At 36.4% G+C, this 21,331-nt stretch carries 19 protein-coding genes, 1 tRNA gene, 4 pseudogenes and 1 riboswitch; of the genes and pseudogenes, 20 read left to right on the top strand and 4 right to left on the bottom strand.

Annotation, left to right across the window (positions count from 1 at the left end):
• Positions 1-113 precede the first annotated feature (113 nt).
• From FC77_RS05245 to FC77_RS05210, 9 genes and pseudogenes are all read left to right on the top strand, one after another.
• Positions 114-401, top strand: a complete 288-nt coding sequence (locus FC77_RS05245; protein WP_056970436.1) for a transposase — start codon at positions 114-116, stop codon at positions 399-401.
• Between the two features lie 23 nt (positions 402-424).
• Positions 425-1,087 carry an IS3 family transposase gene (locus tag FC77_RS05240; RefSeq protein WP_420865673.1) on the top strand — a complete coding sequence of 221 codons (663 nt, stop codon included), beginning with the start codon at positions 425-427 and terminating at the stop codon, positions 1,085-1,087.
• A 12-nt stretch (positions 1,088-1,099) separates the two neighbouring features.
• Entirely contained in the window at positions 1,100-1,303 is a 204-nt protein-coding gene (locus FC77_RS08465) for an integrase core domain-containing protein (protein ID WP_420865674.1), read from the top strand.
• 661 nt (positions 1,304-1,964) lie between these two features.
• Positions 1,965-2,853: pseudogene (locus tag FC77_RS08460) on the top strand (restriction endonuclease).
• Between the two features lie 26 nt (positions 2,854-2,879).
• Positions 2,880-3,197 carry a hypothetical protein gene (locus FC77_RS08280; RefSeq protein WP_225723699.1) on the top strand — a complete coding sequence of 106 codons (318 nt, stop codon included), beginning with the start codon at positions 2,880-2,882 and terminating at the stop codon, positions 3,195-3,197.
• 220 nt (positions 3,198-3,417) lie between these two features.
• Positions 3,418-4,741: pseudogene (locus FC77_RS08375) on the top strand (ISL3 family transposase).
• 55 nt (positions 4,742-4,796) lie between these two features.
• A tRNA-Thr gene (locus tag FC77_RS05220) sits at positions 4,797-4,869 on the top strand.
• 479 nt (positions 4,870-5,348) lie between these two features.
• On the top strand, positions 5,349-5,843 hold the full coding sequence (gene tpx / locus FC77_RS05215) for a thiol peroxidase (protein WP_003671718.1): 495 nt from the start codon (positions 5,349-5,351) through the stop codon (positions 5,841-5,843).
• A 91-nt stretch (positions 5,844-5,934) separates the two neighbouring features.
• Positions 5,935-6,300, top strand: a pseudogene (locus tag FC77_RS05210) (NUDIX domain-containing protein); the annotation flags it as partial.
• A gap of 69 nt (positions 6,301-6,369) precedes the next feature.
• Here the strand turns inward: FC77_RS05210 and FC77_RS05205 are convergent.
• A complete protein-coding gene (locus tag FC77_RS05205) occupies positions 6,370-7,644 on the bottom strand; it encodes an ISL3 family transposase (RefSeq protein WP_054681924.1) in 1,275 nt (424 codons plus the stop codon).
• Between the two features lie 180 nt (positions 7,645-7,824).
• Here FC77_RS05205 and FC77_RS08190 point away from each other — a divergent pair, with 180 nt between their 5' ends.
• The 8 genes and pseudogenes from FC77_RS08190 (at position 7,825) to FC77_RS05165 (ending at position 15,089) form a co-directional block, all read left to right on the top strand.
• Positions 7,825-8,406: a hypothetical protein gene (locus FC77_RS08190; RefSeq protein WP_082621121.1), complete on the top strand. Its 582-nt coding sequence runs from the start codon at positions 7,825-7,827 to the stop codon at positions 8,404-8,406.
• A 118-nt stretch (positions 8,407-8,524) separates the two neighbouring features.
• Entirely contained in the window at positions 8,525-8,908 is a 384-nt protein-coding gene (locus tag FC77_RS05195; protein WP_056970434.1) for a GNAT family N-acetyltransferase, read from the top strand.
• A gap of 265 nt (positions 8,909-9,173) precedes the next feature.
• Positions 9,174-9,915, top strand: a pseudogene (locus FC77_RS08455) (restriction endonuclease).
• 12 nt (positions 9,916-9,927) lie between these two features.
• A complete protein-coding gene (locus tag FC77_RS05185) occupies positions 9,928-11,283 on the top strand; it encodes an AbiH family protein (RefSeq protein WP_056970432.1) in 1,356 nt (451 codons plus the stop codon).
• A gap of 173 nt (positions 11,284-11,456) precedes the next feature.
• Positions 11,457-11,828: a hypothetical protein gene (locus FC77_RS05180; protein WP_056970429.1), complete on the top strand. Its 372-nt coding sequence runs from the start codon at positions 11,457-11,459 to the stop codon at positions 11,826-11,828.
• A 125-nt stretch (positions 11,829-11,953) separates the two neighbouring features.
• On the top strand, positions 11,954-13,435 hold the full coding sequence (locus tag FC77_RS05175; protein ID WP_056970428.1) for an MFS transporter: 1,482 nt from the start codon (positions 11,954-11,956) through the stop codon (positions 13,433-13,435).
• 38 nt (positions 13,436-13,473) lie between these two features.
• Complete coding sequence (locus FC77_RS05170) at positions 13,474-14,007, top strand: GNAT family N-acetyltransferase (protein WP_333583135.1); 534 nt, start codon at positions 13,474-13,476, stop codon at positions 14,005-14,007.
• Between the two features lie 83 nt (positions 14,008-14,090).
• Positions 14,091-15,089, top strand: a complete 999-nt coding sequence (locus FC77_RS05165; protein WP_056970424.1) for a D-2-hydroxyacid dehydrogenase — start codon at positions 14,091-14,093, stop codon at positions 15,087-15,089.
• Between the two features lie 77 nt (positions 15,090-15,166).
• Here the strand turns inward: FC77_RS05165 and FC77_RS05160 are convergent, their stop codons facing one another.
• From FC77_RS05160 to FC77_RS05150, 3 genes are all read right to left on the bottom strand, one after another.
• Positions 15,167-16,480, bottom strand: coding sequence for a solute carrier family 23 protein (locus FC77_RS05160; protein ID WP_056970422.1), 1,314 nt, complete (start codon positions 16,478-16,480; stop codon positions 15,167-15,169).
• A gap of 19 nt (positions 16,481-16,499) precedes the next feature.
• Complete coding sequence (gene pyrR, locus FC77_RS05155) at positions 16,500-17,030, bottom strand: bifunctional pyr operon transcriptional regulator/uracil phosphoribosyltransferase PyrR (RefSeq protein WP_054681902.1); 531 nt, start codon at positions 17,028-17,030, stop codon at positions 16,500-16,502.
• A gap of 208 nt (positions 17,031-17,238) precedes the next feature.
• Positions 17,239-17,820: a hypothetical protein gene (locus FC77_RS05150; protein ID WP_056970420.1), complete on the bottom strand. Its 582-nt coding sequence runs from the start codon at positions 17,818-17,820 to the stop codon at positions 17,239-17,241.
• A gap of 97 nt (positions 17,821-17,917) precedes the next feature.
• Here FC77_RS05150 and FC77_RS05145 point away from each other — a divergent pair, with 97 nt between their 5' ends.
• The 3 genes from FC77_RS05145 to FC77_RS05135 all read left to right on the top strand — a co-directional run bounded on the left by FC77_RS05145 (position 17,918) and on the right by FC77_RS05135 (position 21,133).
• Entirely contained in the window at positions 17,918-19,000 is a 1,083-nt protein-coding gene (locus FC77_RS05145) for a M42 family metallopeptidase (protein WP_056970418.1), read from the top strand.
• A 105-nt stretch (positions 19,001-19,105) separates the two neighbouring features.
• Positions 19,106-20,338, top strand: coding sequence for an MFS transporter (locus FC77_RS05140; protein WP_056970416.1), 1,233 nt, complete (start codon positions 19,106-19,108; stop codon positions 20,336-20,338).
• Between the two features lie 63 nt (positions 20,339-20,401).
• Positions 20,402-20,492: riboswitch (TPP riboswitch) on the top strand.
• Between the two features lie 62 nt (positions 20,493-20,554).
• Positions 20,555-21,133, top strand: a complete 579-nt coding sequence (locus FC77_RS05135) for an ECF transporter S component (RefSeq protein WP_056970414.1) — start codon at positions 20,555-20,557, stop codon at positions 21,131-21,133.
• The last annotated feature ends 198 nt before the right edge of the window (positions 21,134-21,331 follow it).

The raw sequence follows: 21,331 nt of genomic DNA, 5'->3' as shown, positions 1-21,331 counted from the left end.
ATTTTAACTTATAATCTAGGCTATTTGGTTAATTTAAACAACTAGCACCACGCGTATCCATAATATAATTATACAACTGAAACTTGAAAGGAAGTAAATTGGAGGATCAAATAATGACGAAGCACAGTTATGACAAGGAATTTAAGGAACAAGCAGTTCAGTATTACTTAGATAACAAGGATCACATGACCGTGAATGAGATGAGCAAGAATCTAGGTATCGGAGCTAGTACATTGCATAAATGGATTAAGCTGTTTACTGGGACTGGGGAGTTTGGCCGTGGCTCTGGTAATTTTGCCAGCGATAAGGACAAGGAGACTGCACGACTAAAGCGTCAACTTCGTGACGCTGAAGGAGCGATCGAAGTGTTAAAAAAATCAATCGGGATTCTGAGCAAGTAACTACCGAAAAGGTATACCGAGAAATGGACGTTCAGCACGCTTCGGAATCCCACCCTTCTATCAATGGTATGTGTAATTATGTTGGAATCTCAAGAAGCGGTTACTATCAACGAGAAATACGTCGTAATCACCAATCACCGCGAAAACTTCGGAAGAAGTTTATTCAAGGTGAAATTAAAGCAATTTGGCTCAAAAGCCTTTGTATTTACGGTGCCGGCAAAATCACCCAAGAACTTCGCTCAAAAGGATATAAGATCGCTGAACGAACTGTTGGTAAGTATATGCGTGAACTTGGCATTCACGCCGTTTACCTAACCCCTTGGACGACTACCACTCGCAATTCTAAGTTTGATAAACAGCTAATAAATATTTTAGACGAGCAGTTCAATCCATTGCGACCAAACGCCGTTTGGTGCATTGACACCACTTATATTCCAGTTCATGACGGATTCGTTTATTTAACCAGTATTATGGACTTGTACTCCCGACGGATCATTGGTTGGGACTTATCTGAAACCTTGGAGGTATCGAATGTCATCCCACTTATTGAAAAGACTAAGCACAGTCGCCATATTAGCAAGCCATTAATCATGCACAGTGATTGTGGTAGTCAGTTTACGTCTGAAGCTTACAATCAAGTTACAGCTAACATGACATTAAGCTATTCAAAGAAAGCTTATTCTTAGGATAATGCCTGCATTGAGTCGTTTAATGCCTTGATTAAGCGTGAATGGCTAAATCGGTTTAAAGTCCATTCATACTCCGAAGCTAAACGACTAGTTTTTCAGTACATTGAAACGTTTTACAACACAGTTAGAATTCACAGTCACTGTGGATTCAAATCACCAAAGCAACTTGAAGATGAGTATCAAACTCAAATTCAAAATTTAGTAGTGGCATAGGGCAAAAAAGTCTCTATTTAAATTGTCTATTTTATTGACAGGGGACCAAACACGCTATTTTCTTTTTGAAATATATACGTTCCCACAAACCGGTAATAACTTGGAACTTGCTATTCATCTCAAAAGCAAGGCAATATTTGTCATTATGCAAGTGAGTTAACAAACACAATGTTTTTGATTAAGCAAAGCTAATTGGTTAACGTAGCCGTTAATCCAGAATGTGTAATTTACCAACTAATCTCGTGGCATGTGGAGAGTGTTACAGTCCTTGAACGTACAGGAAAATAGCCGACAAGCCGCGTTCTGACGGCATTTATAGGTGATTGAAAGTATACTTTTTCCTTTCTAAACGATAGGAATTAGTATACTTTTTCTATTTGAAGCTGGCGGGTCGAGTGTTCTATGTCCTATTTCGATAGTCGAGTAGGTGAATGTCCAGCTTGGCAGGTCGTATTGATTAAGGTGATGAAAACTGGGATAAAGGTTGATGTGACAGTATTTACAGAGTGTGCAAAAATCAGTCAATTTAGCGTTGAGAGTTGAGTTAACGAGTATGCTATTGAATTTTGACTGTTTCGATTAAAAAATAGAAAATCTGCAGGGCGGTAGTGTACTCGACGTATAATATTAATATTGAAAGATTATTAAGGCGTTAAACAAGATGGCAAATCGACAAATTGAAATAGAAAATAAAGCGATGAAAGAGATTCTTATCGCAATGCATAATCTGGGAGGTCAGGTTACGAGAAAACAAGTACTGCAAGAACTTCGTGACAACTCAGATGTGTTCAGTGAAAAAGAGATTGATGCAACCCGAACTTCGAAGAAAAGTGGCAAAATTTATCATCCGTTTCAATGGAAGTTTAACTTTGCGGTTAAGCATCTGATTCTTGCTGGATTCATTGATACAGAAAATGGACACGATCTAGAATTGTCCAAAAAAGGACGCAACGTAGATATTAATAAGTTTGATGCAAATAAGGACGTCAGATCTATTTCAGAAGCTAAGTTTCCTCATCACAAAGCAAAAAATGAAGTAGTTATTGAAAAAAATAGAAGATGATCAGGATGGCACAAATGAAATAGAAGAACCGTGGCGTCAACAGTTATTGGATGCATTGATGAAGATGAATCCTAAAAAATTTGAACTCTTTTGCCGTGGGTTACTTACCAAAATGGGAATCGATGTCGACGATGAAAAAGGTGTTCAATACGTGGCCGATGGTGGCATCGATGGTTTTGGATATGTTCGTTCTGATGATTATCGGACAACGCGGGTAGCGCTTCCGGCTAAGCGTTGGCAAGGAAAAGTATCAGCACCTGAGATTGATAAATTTTGTGGTGCAATGGATAAGTTTAATGCTGAATTTGGTATTTTTATTACTAATTCCGACTTCACAAGAGAAGCAGTCAAGACGGCTCGAGAAGAAACTCGTATCATCACATTGATTAATGGCGATCAAATTTGTGACTTGGTAGCAAAATACAACTATTATGTTGAACCAGTAACTACTTACCGGCTGAAAGATTTTTACCTAGATAAGGACTAAATTTGGATTAAATAATGAGAAAAATCATGAAATTTATTCAGTATAATCTAGCTGGAAAAGTTGTTGAACAATATTCTTGTGACTTTGATCAGCTAAAGGCTAACCCAATTGGCGAAAAAGTTAGAGTAACAATGGACAACGGTAAAATATGTGTTGGATTTTGGGATACTTTTCATGGGCAAGGTAAAGTTCAAACAGCCGAAATTAGTCAGTACGATTTGGATGAAAAAACTTCTAAATTAAGAAGCTTCAATAGCATAGTAACTTTTGTCCCGACAAGCAGAATTGTTAAACTTGAAGCAATTTTACATAGTAATCCACGCTGGGGGTACGGGACCGACTAACAAGTTTGAATTTTCTAAACCAGTAAAAATAGATCCTGAACTAGATCCGTTTAAAAACTGGCCTATTAAAAGGTTCTATGATATTCGGTAAGGATAAGATGATTTCTTATCTTTACCGTTTTTTGTTACTTGCTGTACCATTGATTTAAAAATAAAAAAAGACAACTGTCTTAAGTTATCCCCATAACCACTCAGTTGTCTTAGAAAGGATATATTCCTCATGACTAATGATATCAACTTTTGGACCGGAATCAAGGACCCTTACTTAAAACCTGACAAACCATTTTTAACTGAGAGTAAAGAACTAAAGGTCATTCATTTAATTCAGTCTTATCCCATGCACTGTCCGCTTTGCGGCCAGTTGATGCGTCGGAATGGTTTTCGTAAGAAGCCCGTAACGATCAAGATCCTTTCACTGGCCGGGAAACCAGCTGTCTTAAAAATCAAGAAACAACAGTATCTCTGTCCGCCATCACCCCAATGTCCAAAGCGAGTTACCAAGGTCGCCCAGGTCCAAGGAATTAAATTCGCCTGTCGAATTGCGAATGTCGTTAAATACCATATTGTGCAGGAACTCAGTGAGAATGAATCCATGCGGACGATTGCCAAGATTGCCAACCATCACAATGTTTCCACTAACACCGTTGAGCGCCAGCTCGAAGGCCTCGAGGATACCTTTAAGACTAATCCTCACTGGTTACCGGCAACTATCGCTTTTGATGGCTTTAAATCTGGTAAGTTCGCCCAAAGTAAGATGTGTATGATCTTAATGAATCCACAAAACCATCGCACTATTGACATCATTCAGTCTCGTAATTCGCGTTTCATGCGTAATTACTTTCTTTCTCACTACTCTAAAAAGGCTCGCTGGTCGGTTAAGATTGTCGTTGTCGATCTGTTTGAACCTTATCGTAATCTAATTCATGACTTATTTCCCCAGGCTATGATTGTAGCTGATCATTTCCACGTCGTTGTCCAGGCTTACCGGGCACTTCAAAGTGCCCGGCTTAAGGTCATGAAAGAATACGGGACCAATACACATGAATACCGCGCTTTAAAGCATTATTGGAAGTTATTAATGGCTAAGGAGGGCCAGCTAGATTACCTGCACTACTATTCACGACGCAATTTTTATCATGCTTGTTTTGTCTAATCAAGACGTCGTAGAACGGCTGCTCAACTTATCTCCAGAACTAAGAGCTGCCTACGAATACTATCAAGATTTAATAGCCGCAATTAGTCACCGTAGTCAGACTTTGTTAGATCAGTTAATTAAGCGGAATAATCTACAAAACGTTATGAGACGAGTTAAGCGAACACTCGCCAAGCACCGCCAGGAGATTATTGCCAGCTTTTACACCCGACTAACCAACGGGCCGATCGAAGGCACTAATAATAAAATCAAGATAATCAAACGAACCGCATATGGCTATCGCAACTTCTTCCATTTTCGGATTAGGATTCTCATTTCGTTGAAGACTTCTAATCTCATGATTCGTGAATTACCAAAAAGGAGAACTAGACCAATAGCCAAGGTGGCTTAGTCTAGTTCTCCAAAATCTCTTCATCCTTACCGATTGACAAAGAACCTCTTTTTATGCCGACATAGCTCAGCTGGTAGAGCATCTCCCTCGTAAAGAGAAGGTCGGAGGTTCGCCTCCTCTTGTCGGCACTATTTATACTTTATAAGTATTTAGAAGCCTACATAATCAAGCACTAAAGGTTGATATGTAGGCTTTTTGTATATTTCTAGATTAATGTGAATTGTTCTGAATAAATGTAAATTGATATTTCAAACACAATTTCTGACACACAGAATTTATTTTAAAAAAATGTGTGTCAATAAAAATAATAAAGGGCAGCTAAATGACTGGTATATCAATATTTATAGGCATTGTTTCTATGTGTTTGCAGTTGCATAATTTATAAAATTTAGGAGAATTCACCTTAGTATGATGTATTGAAATATAAAAGCAGTTAGTTAACACATTAAGTCCTTTTAGAAGGTAACGCTGCCTATTTTAGGTTAAAAGATACCTTGCCTAGCCACACAGCTCATAAATTTTCTAAAACAATGAGCATAATCAATGCTTTTTAATTGCGTTTTAGATATACTGTACCTAACCAAAATTAGAAAAGGAGTTGCTAAGAATGGAAATCACAATTAATGGTGAAAAGCGGCAATTAGTAGGCAATCCACCAGCTGTTGGTGACGAATTCCCACACTTCAAGGTTTTTGATAAGAATGGTGACAAGGTTAAGACCCGGCAATTGCTTGGCAAAATAACTCTCTTAAGCGTTGTTCCAGATATTAACACCCCGGTTTGTAGCATTCAAACACAGCGGTTTAACTCAACAATGGACCAATTCCCAGAGGTTAATTTCCTGACCATTTCAACTAACACGACTGAAGATCAACAGAAGTGGTGTGCCGCTGAAGGTGTCAAAAACATGGAATTGGTTTCTGACAAGGAAGAATCCTTTGGTTACGAATCAAAGCTGTTAATACCAGATGAAGGAATCCTTGCGCGGTCAGTCTGGATTCTTGATCCGGATGGGAAGGTTGTTTACCGGCAAATTGTAACTGAATTAACTGATGAACCAGACTACGAAAAAGCAATTGCTGAATTAAAGAAGTTAATTTAGGTTAAATCGATAACTAAGGCCGTCCTTAGTTGTCGATTTTTTTATTATTGTGATTCTTGATTGCACTATAATATTTTGTGAGGTGAAAGAGATGGCTGACAAAGTTGTTGCGCATCCGCTAATTACGATTGCAAATATTATTTGGAGTTTTAATCCCCTGACCCATTTACCACAAGTCCTGCTGGTCAAACGGGCTTATCCGCCATTTGAGGGCCACTGGGCTTTACCAGAAACCCTATTGTGGCGGGATGAAAGTGCTGACGCTGCCTGTATCCGCCTGATTAAGGATAAAATTGGTGTTCGTCTATCAAACAGTGCTACCGAACAGTTGGCAACCTTCACCGATCCCGACCGGGTAAGCGGTGAGCGGGCCTTGGCGATTGCCTACATGACTTTCTTACCGACAATGCCGCAACTGAGGGCCGGGTACGGAGCAACCGAAGTCGGGTGGTTTAGTCGGCTCTCTGTCAAATCCTGTTGATAGAAATAGCTGATAATACAATTAGTAAATAATTGCAGAAGATCATCAAACCAATTGGTTTGATGATTTTTCTTTTAGCACAGAATGCTTTCCTTCTAATTTGATCCGGTTTAACAAATTGTCGAAATTACTGTAACCATAAGCTGTCCGCTCAATCTGTTTAATTTTGCGGTTAATTCCTTCCAAACAACCGTTGGAATATTTGTATTTACCGGCATTCAGTACTGCTGTTTGATTATGTTTAAAAGTTTGCAGGATACCACGAAGCTGCTCACCAATAACCGTTTTAGTGTTAATTAACCCCTTCATCGCGTGGGCATCCTGCTGTTTTAAAGCAGCAGAGAAATTTTGCACTAACTGGTAACTATGTTTAAGAGTTGGATTCTGATCCAAACCGTCCAAAACAATCTGTTCTTGCGTCAGCTGATCTTTGAGATGCCAGTTATAGTGTGGCTTTTGCTTCTCCAATTTGGCATAAGGCATGAGGTAAAGCTTCCAGAAATACTTTAATAAACGGTAAGAATAAGAAGCAGGTTTAAACCTTTTCATCACCCGGACCCTAAGCTGATTAAAGGCGCGGTTGAGCATTTGGATTAGATGGAAACGGTCGACGATAATCTGGGCATTGGGGAACATCTGCCGGACAATGGCCTGATAGTAGGCATTCAAATCTAAGGAAACAGTTTTAACCCGTTTGCGTGCCGCCAAAGTAAAGCGGTTAAAGTACTTTAAGATATCTTTCTTATAGCGGTAACGGAGGATCTGAATAATCTGGTGGCTGGTCCCGTCAAGACAAATGAAATGCAGTTTGCGTCCTACCCCGCGGAATTCATCGAAAGCCAAGTGCTCAGGCAGTTTATCCGCACTGCTTAAAAATGGTGTGTCGAAATTTTGCAAGACCCGCTGGACAGTATTGGTTGAAACATTATTGGGCCGGGCAATACTGCTCATTGATCGGTCTTCGGTTAAAGCAGCGAGGATTTTCTGTTTACTGCTATTAGAGATACAGCAGCTCTTATTTACTAGTTCTGTTTGCGCCATGGACAATTTACCGCAAGCCTGGCAAATAACCCGCTGTTTATGAATTTCCAGTAAGACCGGAGTGCTGGCATTGCTGGTCAGATAGCGGATCCGGGTGAGGTAATGGTCATTATGCTTTAAAGCTTGGGAATGGCAGGCAGGACAGGATGGTTGGATTAGTTCCGCTGCATAGACCTTGGTTTGCTTACCCTGCCATAATGCTTCGTGATAATCAAAGAAAAACAGGTTTGGGTCTTCAATATTAAGCTGAAATTTAATACAATGATTAAGAGAGGTCATAGATAAACATTCTTTCTTTAAAAGTTAGTGGTATAGGTTTTAAGCAAGAAGGCTATGGGCCTCTTTTTTTGCGGCTTAAAAACGAATAATAACGAATAAAAATCCTGTTAATAGCTTAGCATATGTAAACTATCAACAGGATTTATCATAGACCCATTAATTATTTGAAAAGAAATAAAAATGTTTGATGATTATTCTTTAATTTCGCAGTTAGTCGCTAAAGAGCGGCAATATCGTGTTCGTCATGATCCAAAATCAGCTGATTGTTATTATTCAGATGCTACGGTAACTACTAGTTGGCAAAAGGGTGACTTGCAATCATTTTTGCATGGTGAATCTAAAGAAGTGGATCACCGATTTCCAATAGTTTGTAATGTTAGTACTCCCGTGATTCATTTAAATGGTAAAAAAGCTTACGTTGAATTACCAACTAATACAAGAATGAGAATGGTTGTACATGACATTCTGGTTGAGATTGAATCATTTAGACGATTAATTTATCGTGTTGAAAAAAGGCATGATAACTGGAAAATTTCTAGTATGATTTCTATAAATGAAAGTGACAATTTAAGACCGGTTATTCCAGGGCAGGTATTGAAGGTTGATCCAAAAAGACTAAGTAAATATCGTATGTCCTATCAATTCTTGAGTTACGTTTGGGAAGAAGCTGGCGGACAAATTAGTCATGATTTATTAGGTATTGATCGACCAAAAGAAGTTGAAAAAATTTATCAAGATGCTGAGAAATGGTTAAAAAAGTAATTTAAAATATTTGTGCCTTTCTATTTATTGATAGAAAGGTATTTTTTTACTTTTAAATAGTAAAAGTTAGATATAATTATTAGTAAGAATATTTTATCTGATTGATAAGGAATATATTATGGTCACAAATTTTAAAATTAAAAGGATAACCTCTGAGACTGAATTAAACGGTACTAGTAAAGTATTTCAAAAAACCTGGCAGAATGCTTATAAAAATATGTTGCCAGCTAATGAATTAGCAAAAATTAAACCTGATATGTGGGTAAATAGATTATCAAGAAATGATCGGTATAATTTGATTGCAATTAATACTGATAATCGAGTACTAGGTGTAGTAAGTTATGGTAATTTACGAAAGAATGGTCAAATTGTTAGTGATTGTGGTGAATTAATGGCTATTTATGTTTTGCCGCGCTTTCAAGGTTGTGGGATTGGTTCCAAGCTATTAAAAAATGCTGAAAATGATCTAGTAAAAATGAATTTTAAACGGGCTGCTTTATAGGTATTAAAAGATAATAAAGTTGCAAGAAAATTTTATAAGCAGCATGGGTGGGAAATAACAGATTTAACTCAAATAGCGGAAATTTTAGGTAAAAATGTTGAACTAGTTGAATATGGTAAAAAGTTAAAGAATTAATTATTTGGGAAGAGTAGTAGTTTAGATGACAAATAATTCAGTAGTTGAAAAAAATATCATAATGAAAGAAGCAATCATTGCCTTACGTCATTTAGGTGATAAAGCTAATAGAAAAGAAATATGAAGGAAGATTTGTGATAATTTAACTAAAATCCCTGAACAAATTGTGTATAAAAAGGAAATTTAAAAAAACAGGTATTGAGTATAGTCCATTTGAATGGAGATTTAATTTTTCAGTTAAACATTTGATAGCAGCTAAATTTATTAGTACAGAGGATAATCGAATTCTAGAATTAACTGAAAAAAATAGGTCCATCGATATGGGTAGTTTCGATGCTAATAGAGATGTACGTGCAATATCAGAATAAAAAAAGATATTGACTCCAATAAATCCAAATAATTATGAATTGGATAATAAAATTGAATCATGGCGTAATGAATTATTAACAGCATTAATGAAAATCTCTCTTAAAAAATTTGAAATATTTTGTCGTGGGTTATTGAGGCATGTGGGAATTGATATTGATGCGACAATTGGAGGTCAATATGTTGTAGATGGTGGATCAGAAGGCTTTGGTTATGTTACTTCAGATGCTTTTCGAACTATTAGGGCTGCTCTGCAAGTAAAAAGATAGAATAGTGAAGCTTCTGCACCCAAAATAGATAAATTTAGAGGTGCAGTGGATAAATATAATGCTGAATTTGGTATTTTTATTGCAACTTCAGATTTTACTAGAGGAGCAATTAAAAGTACTAGGATTAATACACTTATCAATGGTGATAATATTTGTGATTTAGTTGTAAAGTATCAATATTACGTAAAGCTAATTACTACTTATAAACTGGACAATTTTTATAAAGATAAAAAGTAAAGAGGTTAAGCATTGAGTGAAGATATAAAGAATGAAAAATTTAATCAATTATTGATAATAGGTAATGGTTTTGATCTAGCTTGTGGGCTAAAAAGTAGGTATAAAGATTTTTTTAAGTGGAGATTTGAACAATTATTTGGAAAAAAAGTTGATCCTAACGATGTTATTAATGAATTGTTAAAAGATAGTGATGTTATAGGTCCTTCAAATAATAATTATTATAGTAAATTTTATGATTTTTGGTATGGATATTATCGTAATGTTAATTTAAAAAAAGATTGTTACTTGACACGGTGGGATTGTATGTTTTTAATTGCTAAAAATTATCTTGATGATGTAGATGATTTACAATGGCAAGATATAGAAAATATAATTTATAATGTTGTTTCTATTATTTTAGAAAATTCTGGTGCAAGTAATTTTACTGATGATCTAATTTTTAAAAATAAAATTAGAGATACTAAAGAGAATTTTGAAAAAGAAATAAGGCGATTTACATATACGGAATTTATAAATACTAATGATGTAAATTATGTAAGATTTAATACTCGTAATACCGTAGTATTGTTAAATGAGTTAAAAAAATTTGAAAGAATATTTGCTAAATATATTGGTAGAGAAGTAAAAAAAGCAAATTGTAATGGATATTCTGATAATGCAGTTAATTTAGTAAAAAAGTTGCTAAAATCCAATCCAGCTAGATTTGCTTCTTATGAAGTTTTATCATTTAATTACTCGCTTGATGAGAGGTTTAGAGTGTATTTAAAGGGATGGAAAAGAATAAATATAGATTCTTGGAGTAATATTCATGGTATTGCTGAATATGATGATAAAAAAGTTATAGATTATTTAAATGAAATTAATCCAAATAATCGTGGGAAAGAACTTCCTGCACCTATTTTTGGAATAGATAATCATGAAATTTTAGAAGACAAGAATAAAGAAGAAAATGATCCAAGGATAATATTTACAAAACCGTACAGACTAATTGATAATCGTGTTAATAGTATAAGAAAGACTTCTAGTTACAAGAATTTAGATTTAATTACAATTTATGGACATTCACTTGGTGAAGCTGATTATTCATATTTTGAAACTATATTTGATGATTGTAATTTGTACCATAGTAAGACAATTGTTCAATTTTATTGCTATTGTACTGGTAAAAAAGAAGATAAAGTGGAGGATCAGATTGGAAGACGAAAATATATTAAATCAGTTGTAAATTTACTTACAGATTATGGACAGACGCTGAGTGAAAAACATGGTGAAAATATTGTAAATAAAATGATTTTAGAAAATCGTTTAGAAGTTTTGCCAAGTTCAGAAGTTGATCCCAAAGGTTCCGATGGTAAAAAGTTAAATTAAAGACGTATCATTTGCCACTCCTTCCTAGAAGTTTCATACTTAACAAAGTGAAAAATTATTCCTTATTATTAAATTAAGGAGGAATTTTTGTTTGTTCTCTTGATTTAAGTCAATTTTGATAGAGCAAACTTATGAAAATAATATTACTAATTAAGTAAGGGAGTTTGTATATAATGAATCAAAAATTCTTAGATGTTATGGCACATGAAGGCCCAGTAACAATAGTTACTATCAATGCCCATCCAGCTAGCGTTGTAAACACTTGGATGTCATATGTTAAAGTAGATCAAAAGAATAATGCTCTATATATTCCAGCAGCAGGGATGCACAGTATCGAAAATGATTTCAAGCAGGATAATACCGTATTGTTAACTGTAGGTAGTAAGGAAGTTGAGGGTACCGAAGGTCCTGGCGCTGGTTTCCATATTACTGGAAAAGGAAGTTTCTTAAATGATGGCCCAGAATACATCGAAATGAAGAAAAAGTTTCCGTGGATTCGTGAAGTATTAAAGGTTAATATTGACAAAATTGACCAAAAAATTTAATTGTTAAATAGAATTTTTAACCCACTCTTGCATTTTTAACTGAGAGTTCCATAATTAATACAGTAAAAATCAATTCCTTATTGCTCTAAGTGATAGGGGATTTTTAGTCTGCAAGAGGAAATAAAATGACGAAAAAACAGATCAAATTTGTCACAATTGCATTGATGCTGGGCGATATCATGTCTGGTCTAGATGGAACGATCATTAACACCGCTATTCCAGCTATTGTTGCCGATTTGCACGGTATTCAATTTATGGGCTGGATTGTCGCTATTTTCTTATTAGGGATGTCAATTTCTATTCCATTATGGACAAAAATTGGCGAAAAAATCACTAATAAACTGGCCTTTGAAATTTCTCTTACATTATTTATTATTGGTTCTACTTTAGAAGGATTAGCTCCCAATATTATCTTTTTCCTGTTTGCTAGATTAATCATGGGTATAGGTGCCGGCGGTATGGGTTCGTTACCATATATTATTGTCGGTTACGTTTATCGCAATATTAAGCAAAGAACTAAGATAATGGGCTATTTAACTGCAAGTTTTAATGCCGCTTCAATTTTAGGTCCACTTGTTGGTGGTTCAATCATCGATGCACTTTCCTGGCACTGGGTTTTCTACCTTAATATCCCAATTGGGTTAATCGCAATTACATTAAGCCTGCTATTCTTCAGACCGGTTACACCTAAATCTGAATTGAAATTTGATTTTCCAGGTGCATGTCTGTTAGCAATTGGCTTACTCTTATTCTTGATGGGTATTCAATTAATTGGTTTAAGTAAAACTTGGATTATTATTACCCTGATCCTAATCGGTTTAGTATTTATCGTAATGTTTCTTCTTCATGAAAAAGATGCAAAGAATCCAATTATTCCTTTATCTATCTTTAAAAGTAAGGATCTAGATGGTGACTTCTTACTATTTACCTTTACTTGGGGAGCGTTTATAGCGGTTAATACTTATTTGCCGATGTGGGCACAAGCATTATTAGGCACGTCTGCTTTAGTCGGAGGTATGACTCTAATTCCAAACTCCATTGTAGATATAATGGCTTCGCAAAGTGTTTCTGCGATAGAAGAGCATATTCGCACCTTCACCCTGGTTTTGATTGGTATTGTTGCCATGGCTATTTCAGTTGGCGGGATGTACCTATCCAATTTAAGTACTCCGATCCAATTCTTAACCTTTATTGGTGCATTTTCTGGTATCGGTGTTGGTTTTATCTTTGTTGCTTTGCAGGTGAAGGTTCAAGTCGACGCTGGTATGAAAAATATGGCAACAGCCACTTCAACTTCGTACTTGGTTAGAATCCTTGCCCAAACTGTTATGGCAGCTGTTTACGGCGTAATCATGAATTTAGCACTGGTTAAAGGTGTAAAACAACATTCTAATATCACCATGCATATGATGAATGAGTTGAGTGATGCCAAGAAAGCAAAATTGTTACCACAAAATCTAGTACCGGAAATGCGCAGAATTTTCCATTCTGGTATTAAAGAAATTATGTTGATGTCCTTAATTCTGTTATTGGTAGCCTTTGTTTTGAACTTTTTCTTTAACTGGAAGAAGCAACCGAAAAAGGTTTTGAAATATCATGATAAGTAATTTTTTCAGCAAGAATTGTCATAGAAAAGAAGGATACTATTTTAGAAGCTAAGCCTGTCCGTTGGGCTACAAAAGCATATCAAGACGCTAAGAAGTTATACTTAACGGCTTTTCCTAAGTGGGAACGCTTTTCATTATTATCTTTATTGTTTATGTCTTTGCATAAAAAAGTTAGGTTTCATGCATTATATGATAATAAACAGTTCTGCGGCATTGTTTATTTTGCTGAAGGTGATGCCACTGTTTACCTAGCATATTTAGCAATTAGTAAAAAATTGCGTGGTCGAGGTTACGGTACTGATATTTTGAAAGTACTGGAAAATGAATTTTCAGACAAGCAAATCGTTATTGATATTGAACCGGTAATTCGTGAAGCTCAAAATTACAAGCAACGAATTAGCCGTTTAAACTTTTATGAAGGCAATGGTTTTCACCGTACTCACCAAATGTTAAAGGATGATGCGGGTGAATGTGAAACTCTGACTACTGGTAAAAAATTTGATCGAGCTGGCTTCATTAAAACTTTAAAACAGATGAGTTTTGGCTTTTATCAATTTAAAGTAGAAAAATAAAAATAGATAGTTTTAAGTCTCTATCCGTGTTAAATTAAGACATAGATAAAGGCTTTTTTATTATTAAAAAAGGAGATATGCTGATGAAAGTATTAATGTATGGTATGACACCAGATCAAAAAATATACGTAGATAAATGGAATAAAGATCACGCTGCTGATGATATTCAAACAACCGATGAACAATTAACTGCCCAAACTGTGGATAAAGCTAAAAATTTTGATGCGGTTTCAGTAATGCAAACTTCAAATATTGAGGATGAAGAAGTTTATCGTAAGCTGGCTTCGCTTGGTATTAAACATTTGGCTTTAAGAACGGTCGGCTATAACATCATTAACTTTGATTATGCTAACAAGTATCATCTCTTAATCACTAACGTTCCTGCATATTCACCACGAGCAATTGCTGAAAATGGGCTAACTGCAGCTATGTTTTTGCTGAGAAAATGGGGTGGCTATTTTAAGCAAGAAAAGGATCTAAACTTTACCCGTCCTGAATCACTGATGAGTGATGAAATTTATAATAAGACGGTTGGTATTATTGGCTTGGGTAGAATTGGGTCTGCTACTGCTGAAATTTATCATGCTTTAGGTGCTAAGGTAATTGGCTATGATATTGTAAAAAATGTTGCTAATGAAGCATTTGTTACTTATACAGATTTTGATACGGTTATCAAAAATGCAGATATTTTGTCTTTGCATACACCGCTGGATCAAAGCACGCAAGGGATGATCGGCACAAAGCAATTTAAAGAAATGAAGAATGACGCACTGCTAATTAACCAGGCACGTGGTCCATTAGTTGATACTGCTGCGCTCATTGCGGCTTTGAAGAAGCATGAAATTGCTGGAGCCGGACTTGATGTCTTGGCTGATGAAAATCAGATTTTCATGAAGAAATTTGATAATATTAAGCAATTGCCGGAGGATTACCAAGAATTAGCTAAAATGCCTAACGTAGTTATCACACCGCATTCTGCTTACTATACAAAGACAGCTGTTCAAAATATGGCTGAGCAAAGTTTGACAGATATCAAACGGGTATTGAATGGCCAAAAGCCCATTTTCCCAGTTAATCTGTAATTTTAAGTAAAATAAAATTGGTGTTTATCTGAAATAATCAGGTAGACACCAATTTTTTAGTATTTAATTAAATATTTTTATTTTTTTGCTTCTTTTATTTTTTTATCCTGTGCTCGTTCACTTGCAGCTTTCTTAGGTAAAATCCAGTTGAGAAGCATTCCCATAATGGTTGAAAGTGCGACACTAGTTAACTGAAATTTGCCAAGTTGCAGGTAAGCTCCACCAATACCGATGACTAAGATAATTGAAGCAATCATCATATTTCGCTTTTGGCCGAAATCAACTTTATCGTCCACTAAAATCTTTAAGCCGTTACATGCGATGGTTCCAAACAGTAGGAAGGAAATACCACCAATAACTGGCATTGGGATTGATTCAATTAAAGCTGCAACTTTACCGACGAAACTGAAGACAATTGCGAATACGGCAGCACCGGCTAATACCCAAACTGAGTGGACTTTCGTCATGGCTAAAACACCGATGTTTTCACCATATGAGGTGGTCGGAGGACCACCGATTAAACCAGCAATGATAGTTGAAAGACCATCACCAAGCATAGTTCTATTTAAACCCGGTTTCTTAAAGAAATCGCGTTTAGTCAAGGAATTAAGTACCATGATATGGCCCATGTGTTCAGTCATGGTAACAAAGGCGATTGGTGCCATAGTTAAAATTGCTTCTGGATACCATCTGAAATGGCTGCTTACAAAGGAAAAGTCAAATGCTGGCAAAGAGAACCAGGCGGCTTTAGCAACACCAGAGAAGTTGACGATCCCTAAACATACGGAAAGGATATAGCCACAGATAATTCCAAGCATGATCGAAACCAGACTGGTGAAACCTTTGAAATACATTTGGAAGAATAGGGTTACTGCTAATGTGAAGATTGCGACTGCAAAGTAAGATAGGTCATACTTTTGGTTATGCATCATTGCGTCATTAGAAGCAGTGGTAGCAAGGGACAACCCAATAACAATGATAATCGGTCCTACCACAATTGGTGGCAAAACTTTGCTGACCCAATCGGATCCAAACTTGCCAATGATGAAGGCAACTAATACGTAAACTAAACCTACGGCTATTGTTCCTTGAGCAATAGCTGGGTAGCCGTCCATTTTCATTAGTGCCTGCATAGTTGCGACGAAGGCAAAACTTGAGCCTAAGTATGCCGGGATTTCAAATTTGGTACAAATCATGTGGACTAAGGTACCAACTCCTGAAGAAAGCAGGGCAATGCTTGGATTAATACCAACAAGGATAGGAACTAAAACAGTTGAACCAAACATGGCAAACATATGCTGCAAGGACAATAGGATTCCTTCACCTAACGGTGGCTTTTCATATACATCTAAAATAGCATCCGGATTACGAAATTTTTCTTTTCTAGCCATTAATTTACTCCCATTTTCATTAATCAGTAATCAAAGTAACGTCATCGTGACCATCAGTTTCAGTCATGTTAACTTTTACTTTTTCTTTCATCGATGTTGGGATATTCTTCCCAATAAAATCTGGTCTGATAGGTAATTCCCTGTGACCACGATCAACTAAAATGGCTAAGTTGATTGAAGCAGGGCGTCCTTGATCCATCAGTGCGTCAAGTGCTGCCCGGATTGTGCGTCCAGTGAATAGTACATCGTCAACTAAAATCACCTTTTTATCAGTGATGTTAAATTTTAATTGTTGACCATGAATCATGTTCTTCTTCTCTGATTCTGGCAAATCATCCCGGTAATCGGAAATATCTAACGCGCCAACCGGTACGTCAACTTTTTCTAATTTCTTCAAGTTTTTAGCAATCCGTTGTGCTAGATACCAGCCGCGGGTTTTAATTCCAACAAAGACAATGTTTTGTGGCCCTTTATTGTGTTCGACAATTTCATAGGTCATCCGCATTAAAGCACGATTCATGCTGCTCGCATCGACAATTTCTTTAGTCATGAAAACTTCCTTTCTAGATTAGGATGATAACCGAAAGAAAAAGACCAACCTGGTCACTTAGTCCAAGTTGGTCTTTCTGTTTGGCTAATAGAAATAAAAATTATTAGCTAATGCAGATTTCCTTCTTAGCCTCACAGGACTATTTTTAAAGGTCATCACTTCTAATTTCTTTAATTAAACAAATATTTTACTATTTTGTCAATACCATTTAGTTTTTAATTTTAGAAAAATCGTATTTCCGGTACTTAATAGCTGCTTTTTTATTTTTGAAAAGAGCACTATGAATGTCACCTGCTGAATAAGCTAGGTATAGACATGGTTGCCCCTTAAACGTACCCGTAATATAAATGATATCAACAGTATCTAAAAATTCACGCACGTGTAACCAATTTTGTCCGTTGCGATTTTCGACCGTAATCATTGAATCGCCGCCTGCATAAGTCTTATTTTGTGTTTCAGAGTTGTGGTCTAGTTTGAGATTGGGATTGGTCTTTTTGTAAACAACGGAATCGCCAATTGTGTGTTGGGTAATGGTTAAGGGTCGAGCAGTTTTACTAAATTCATCGCTGCGGTACCAGGTTCCCCGAAAAACTGTGGGAATAGTGGTTAATTTGAATCCAGGATATTTTTTATTGAGTTTAAGTTTAGCCTCTTTAGGTAAGGCTTTTTTCTTTTTCTTAGCAACCTGTTTTGTTTTTGCTGGTTGGCTCTTATTGGTGTTAGTTTGGCTGGAACATGCTGATAGTAAAAGCAAAGGTGTTAGTAATAAAGTTAATATTTTCTTTTTCATATAAGTAAGTCCTTTTTGAAAATAATGCCTTAAGTATAGCGCTTTTTGGTAAAATGAGGATAGTAAGTAAAATAATTGAATAAAAGGACTAGGAAACATGAAAAAAGAACAAGAAATCCAAATGTTGAAAGACTTCTCCGATGCCAATTCAACTTCTGGTTTTGAAGAAGAATTTGTCAAAATGTTTACTGAGCACGTTAAAGACACAGCTAAGGTTGACGTCGACGGTATGCTCAATGTTTATGCAGCGAAGAAGGAAAATAGAAAGGGGCAACCGGTAATCCAAATGGATGCCCATTCTGATGCTGTTGGTTTTATTACTCAAGCCGTTCGTCCTAACGGGATGATTAAATTTGTCCCGCTCGGTGGCTGGGTAAAATATAATATTCCTGCCTTAAAGGTTAAGGTCAGAAACCGTGATGGTGAATACGTTCACGGTGTCGTTGCCACTAAACCGCCACACTTTATGACCGCGGCAGAAAGGAATAATGTACCGGAAGTTGCTGATATGTCAATTGATGTGGGTTCCAGTTCACGTGAGGAAACCGTTAAAGATTATAAAATCGACACCGGCTGTCCAATTTTTGTCGATGTTAAGTGTGAATACAATGAAAAGTCCGGCCTCTTCTTTGGTAAAGATTTCGATGACCGTTTTGGTGCAGGTGTAATGGTTGATGTCCTCGATAATTTGAAGGGTGAGGACACTAACTTTAACGTTGTTGCTGCTCTTTCGAGTCAGGAAGAAGTTGGCCTGCGTGGTGCTTACGTCACTGCCAGAAAAGTTAAGCCAGATCTTTGCCTTGTCTTAGAATCATGTCCTGCTGATGATACCTTTACTCCAGATTGGTTATCACAAACTGGCCTAAAGCGAGGGCCAATGCTGCGGGACATGGATACGACGTTTTTACCTAATCCTAAATTTCAACAATATGCCTGTGATTTGGCTGATAAGAACAACATTCCGTATACTCGTTCGGTTAGAACCGGTGGCGGACAAGATGGGGCTGCAATTTACTATGAAAATGGTGCACCAACTATCGTTATTGGTATTCCTGTTCGTTATGAACATTCACCGTACTGCTTCAGCTCTTACAAAGATTTTAAAGCCTCTGTAGATTTAGCAACTGCCATAATTCGTGATATGACCAAAGAAAAATTAGCAAGTTTCAGTAAATTTTAAATAGAGATAATTAATTTTTATTTGTAAATTTTTTCAAAACGAGTAAAATAAATTTCCGAAGAAATAATTGAACGACAGAGAGCGTTCGTTTTGGAGGAATTAAATATGGATACAATTAATAAGCACAGTCATGGACTAAGTATAAATCAAAAGTGGGTCATCGCATCCACTTCATCTGGATTTGCCTTAGAAAACATGGATGTGCTTTTTTTATCGTTTGCAATGAGTTCAATGATTGCAGACTTACATCTATCTGGTGGTGCTGCTGGCTTAATTTCTTCAATCACAAATATTGGTATGTTAGTTGGCGGCATTTCCTTTGGTATTTTAGGTGACAAGATTGGCCGGGTGAAAACCTTCAGTCATACCGTTTTAATTTTTGCAGTAGCTACGGTATGCATGGCTTTTGCCAATAACATTTATCTGATTTACGCCCTGCGCTTCTTAGCTGGTATTGGTGCTGGTGGTGAATATGGTGTTGGTATTTCATTAATTGCAGAGAATTTCCCTAAAAGACAGATTTGGAAAATGACTTCCGTTGCAGCTGTTGGCGGACAGGTTGGGGCGATTCTTGCAGCTTTAATTGCGGCATGGATTATTCCAAATGCCGGCTGGCATATGTTATTCTTGTTTGGAATTATTCCGGTAGTTTTAACTATTTTTATTAGAAAGCATTTACACGAAAGTAAACAATTTTTAACTGCAAAGTCTCATGAAAAAGGGTCTTTGTTAGTAGATGTTGCTAAGAAAATGTTTTCTACCCCACGTCTTGCTTGTCAAACCCTAGGTTTAACGGTAATGATGATTGTACAAATTGCGGGTTACTTTGGCTTAATGAACTGGCTTCCAACAATTGTACAAAAACAGCTGAATTTGAACGTAGCAAATTCCAGTCTCTGGATGATAGCAACCATTATTGGTATGAGCATCGGAATGATGACTTTTGGTTCAATCTTTGACTACTTCGGTCCAAGAAGAGCCTTCAGTATCTTCTTGATCGGTTCAGCTATCATGGTTTATACCTTGAGTTTAGCTACTAACATGATTACCTTGCTACTGCTTGGTGCGGTTGTTGGCTTCTTCTCTAACGGGATGTTTGGCGGATATGGTGCGGTTATTAGTCGCCTGTACCCAACAGAAATTCGCTCGAGTGCTAATAACATTATTGTTAACGTTGGACGAGCAATCGGCGGCTTTTCATCAGTAGTGATCGGTATTTTGATGGATCATTATAATCTGACAGTTGTCATGGGCTTCTTGTCTGCACTGTACATCATCAGTTTCATCGTAATGATGAGTTTACCTGGCTTGAAGAAGTTGTCTGGAACAAAAGCATAAAATGAAAGCTTTAAGTAGACAGCGCTTGCAAAAGTTATGCTATAATAAAACTAATTCATAAGAATAAGTCACTAGGGGTGCTTATAAGCTGAGAAAATACCCTTGGAACCTGAACGGGATAATACCTGCGCTAGGGAAGTGTTTAAAAGAAAAATTAAACATATTATTTGTACTCCTTCTGGCTTTTTGAATAGTAACTAGTTAGGAGTATTTTTTATGTTTACACGGTCGTCGAAATGGAATATTAAATCAATCATTTTGGTTGCTTTAATTGGAATTGTTATGGGGGTTATTTATACTTATGGTTTCAATAATATTTATAACCTCGCTAAGGTTGCATTGTTGCCAACTGGCTTTGCACCGGTAATGGACACGCTCTTCACAGGCCTATGGCTAATGGCAGCCCCACTTGCCATGTATTTTGTACCTACGCCTGGTTCAGGAACAATTGGTGAATTTATCGCTTCTTTTGTAGAAATGGCTGTTGGTGGTCAATGGGGTGCGATCACGATGCTGTCCGGTCTTATTCAAGGTGCCACTAATGAAATCGGCTTTTTCCCGAAAAAGAAACGTTACCAAGACTTTTCTTGGAAGAGTGTAATGATTGGGGCATTCTTTGCTAGTTTGGGGGCCTTTATTCCAACATATTTTTTGTATGGGTGGAATCACTACAAGCTTTCTTTGCAAATTGCTATGTTTATTACTAATATTATTTCAGCATTAGTTTTTGATGGGGTATTAGTAAAATTAATTACCAACTTATTTGATAAGGCCTTAAAGCCAAGAATTGAATAGTTTCTACCACATTTATCTAATCTATCTATTTGTGTATGCTATACTAAATGCAAAGGGAATATTAATGAATTTCGGATTCTATTTTGGCTAGATTAGGTAAGAAAAAATAGAAGAGAAAAATAAAGAAGCTGAGGTAAAATCCCAATGTCATTAAGTTAAGACATTGACTAACGTTTAACTTTATGAGCCGAATCATTT

Source organism: Lactobacillus acetotolerans DSM 20749 = JCM 3825, assembly GCF_001436775.1.
Lineage (GTDB): Bacteria > Bacillota > Bacilli > Lactobacillales > Lactobacillaceae > Lactobacillus > Lactobacillus acetotolerans.
Note: the sequence above shows the minus strand (reverse complement) of the source record. Positions and strands in the feature narration are given on the sequence as shown.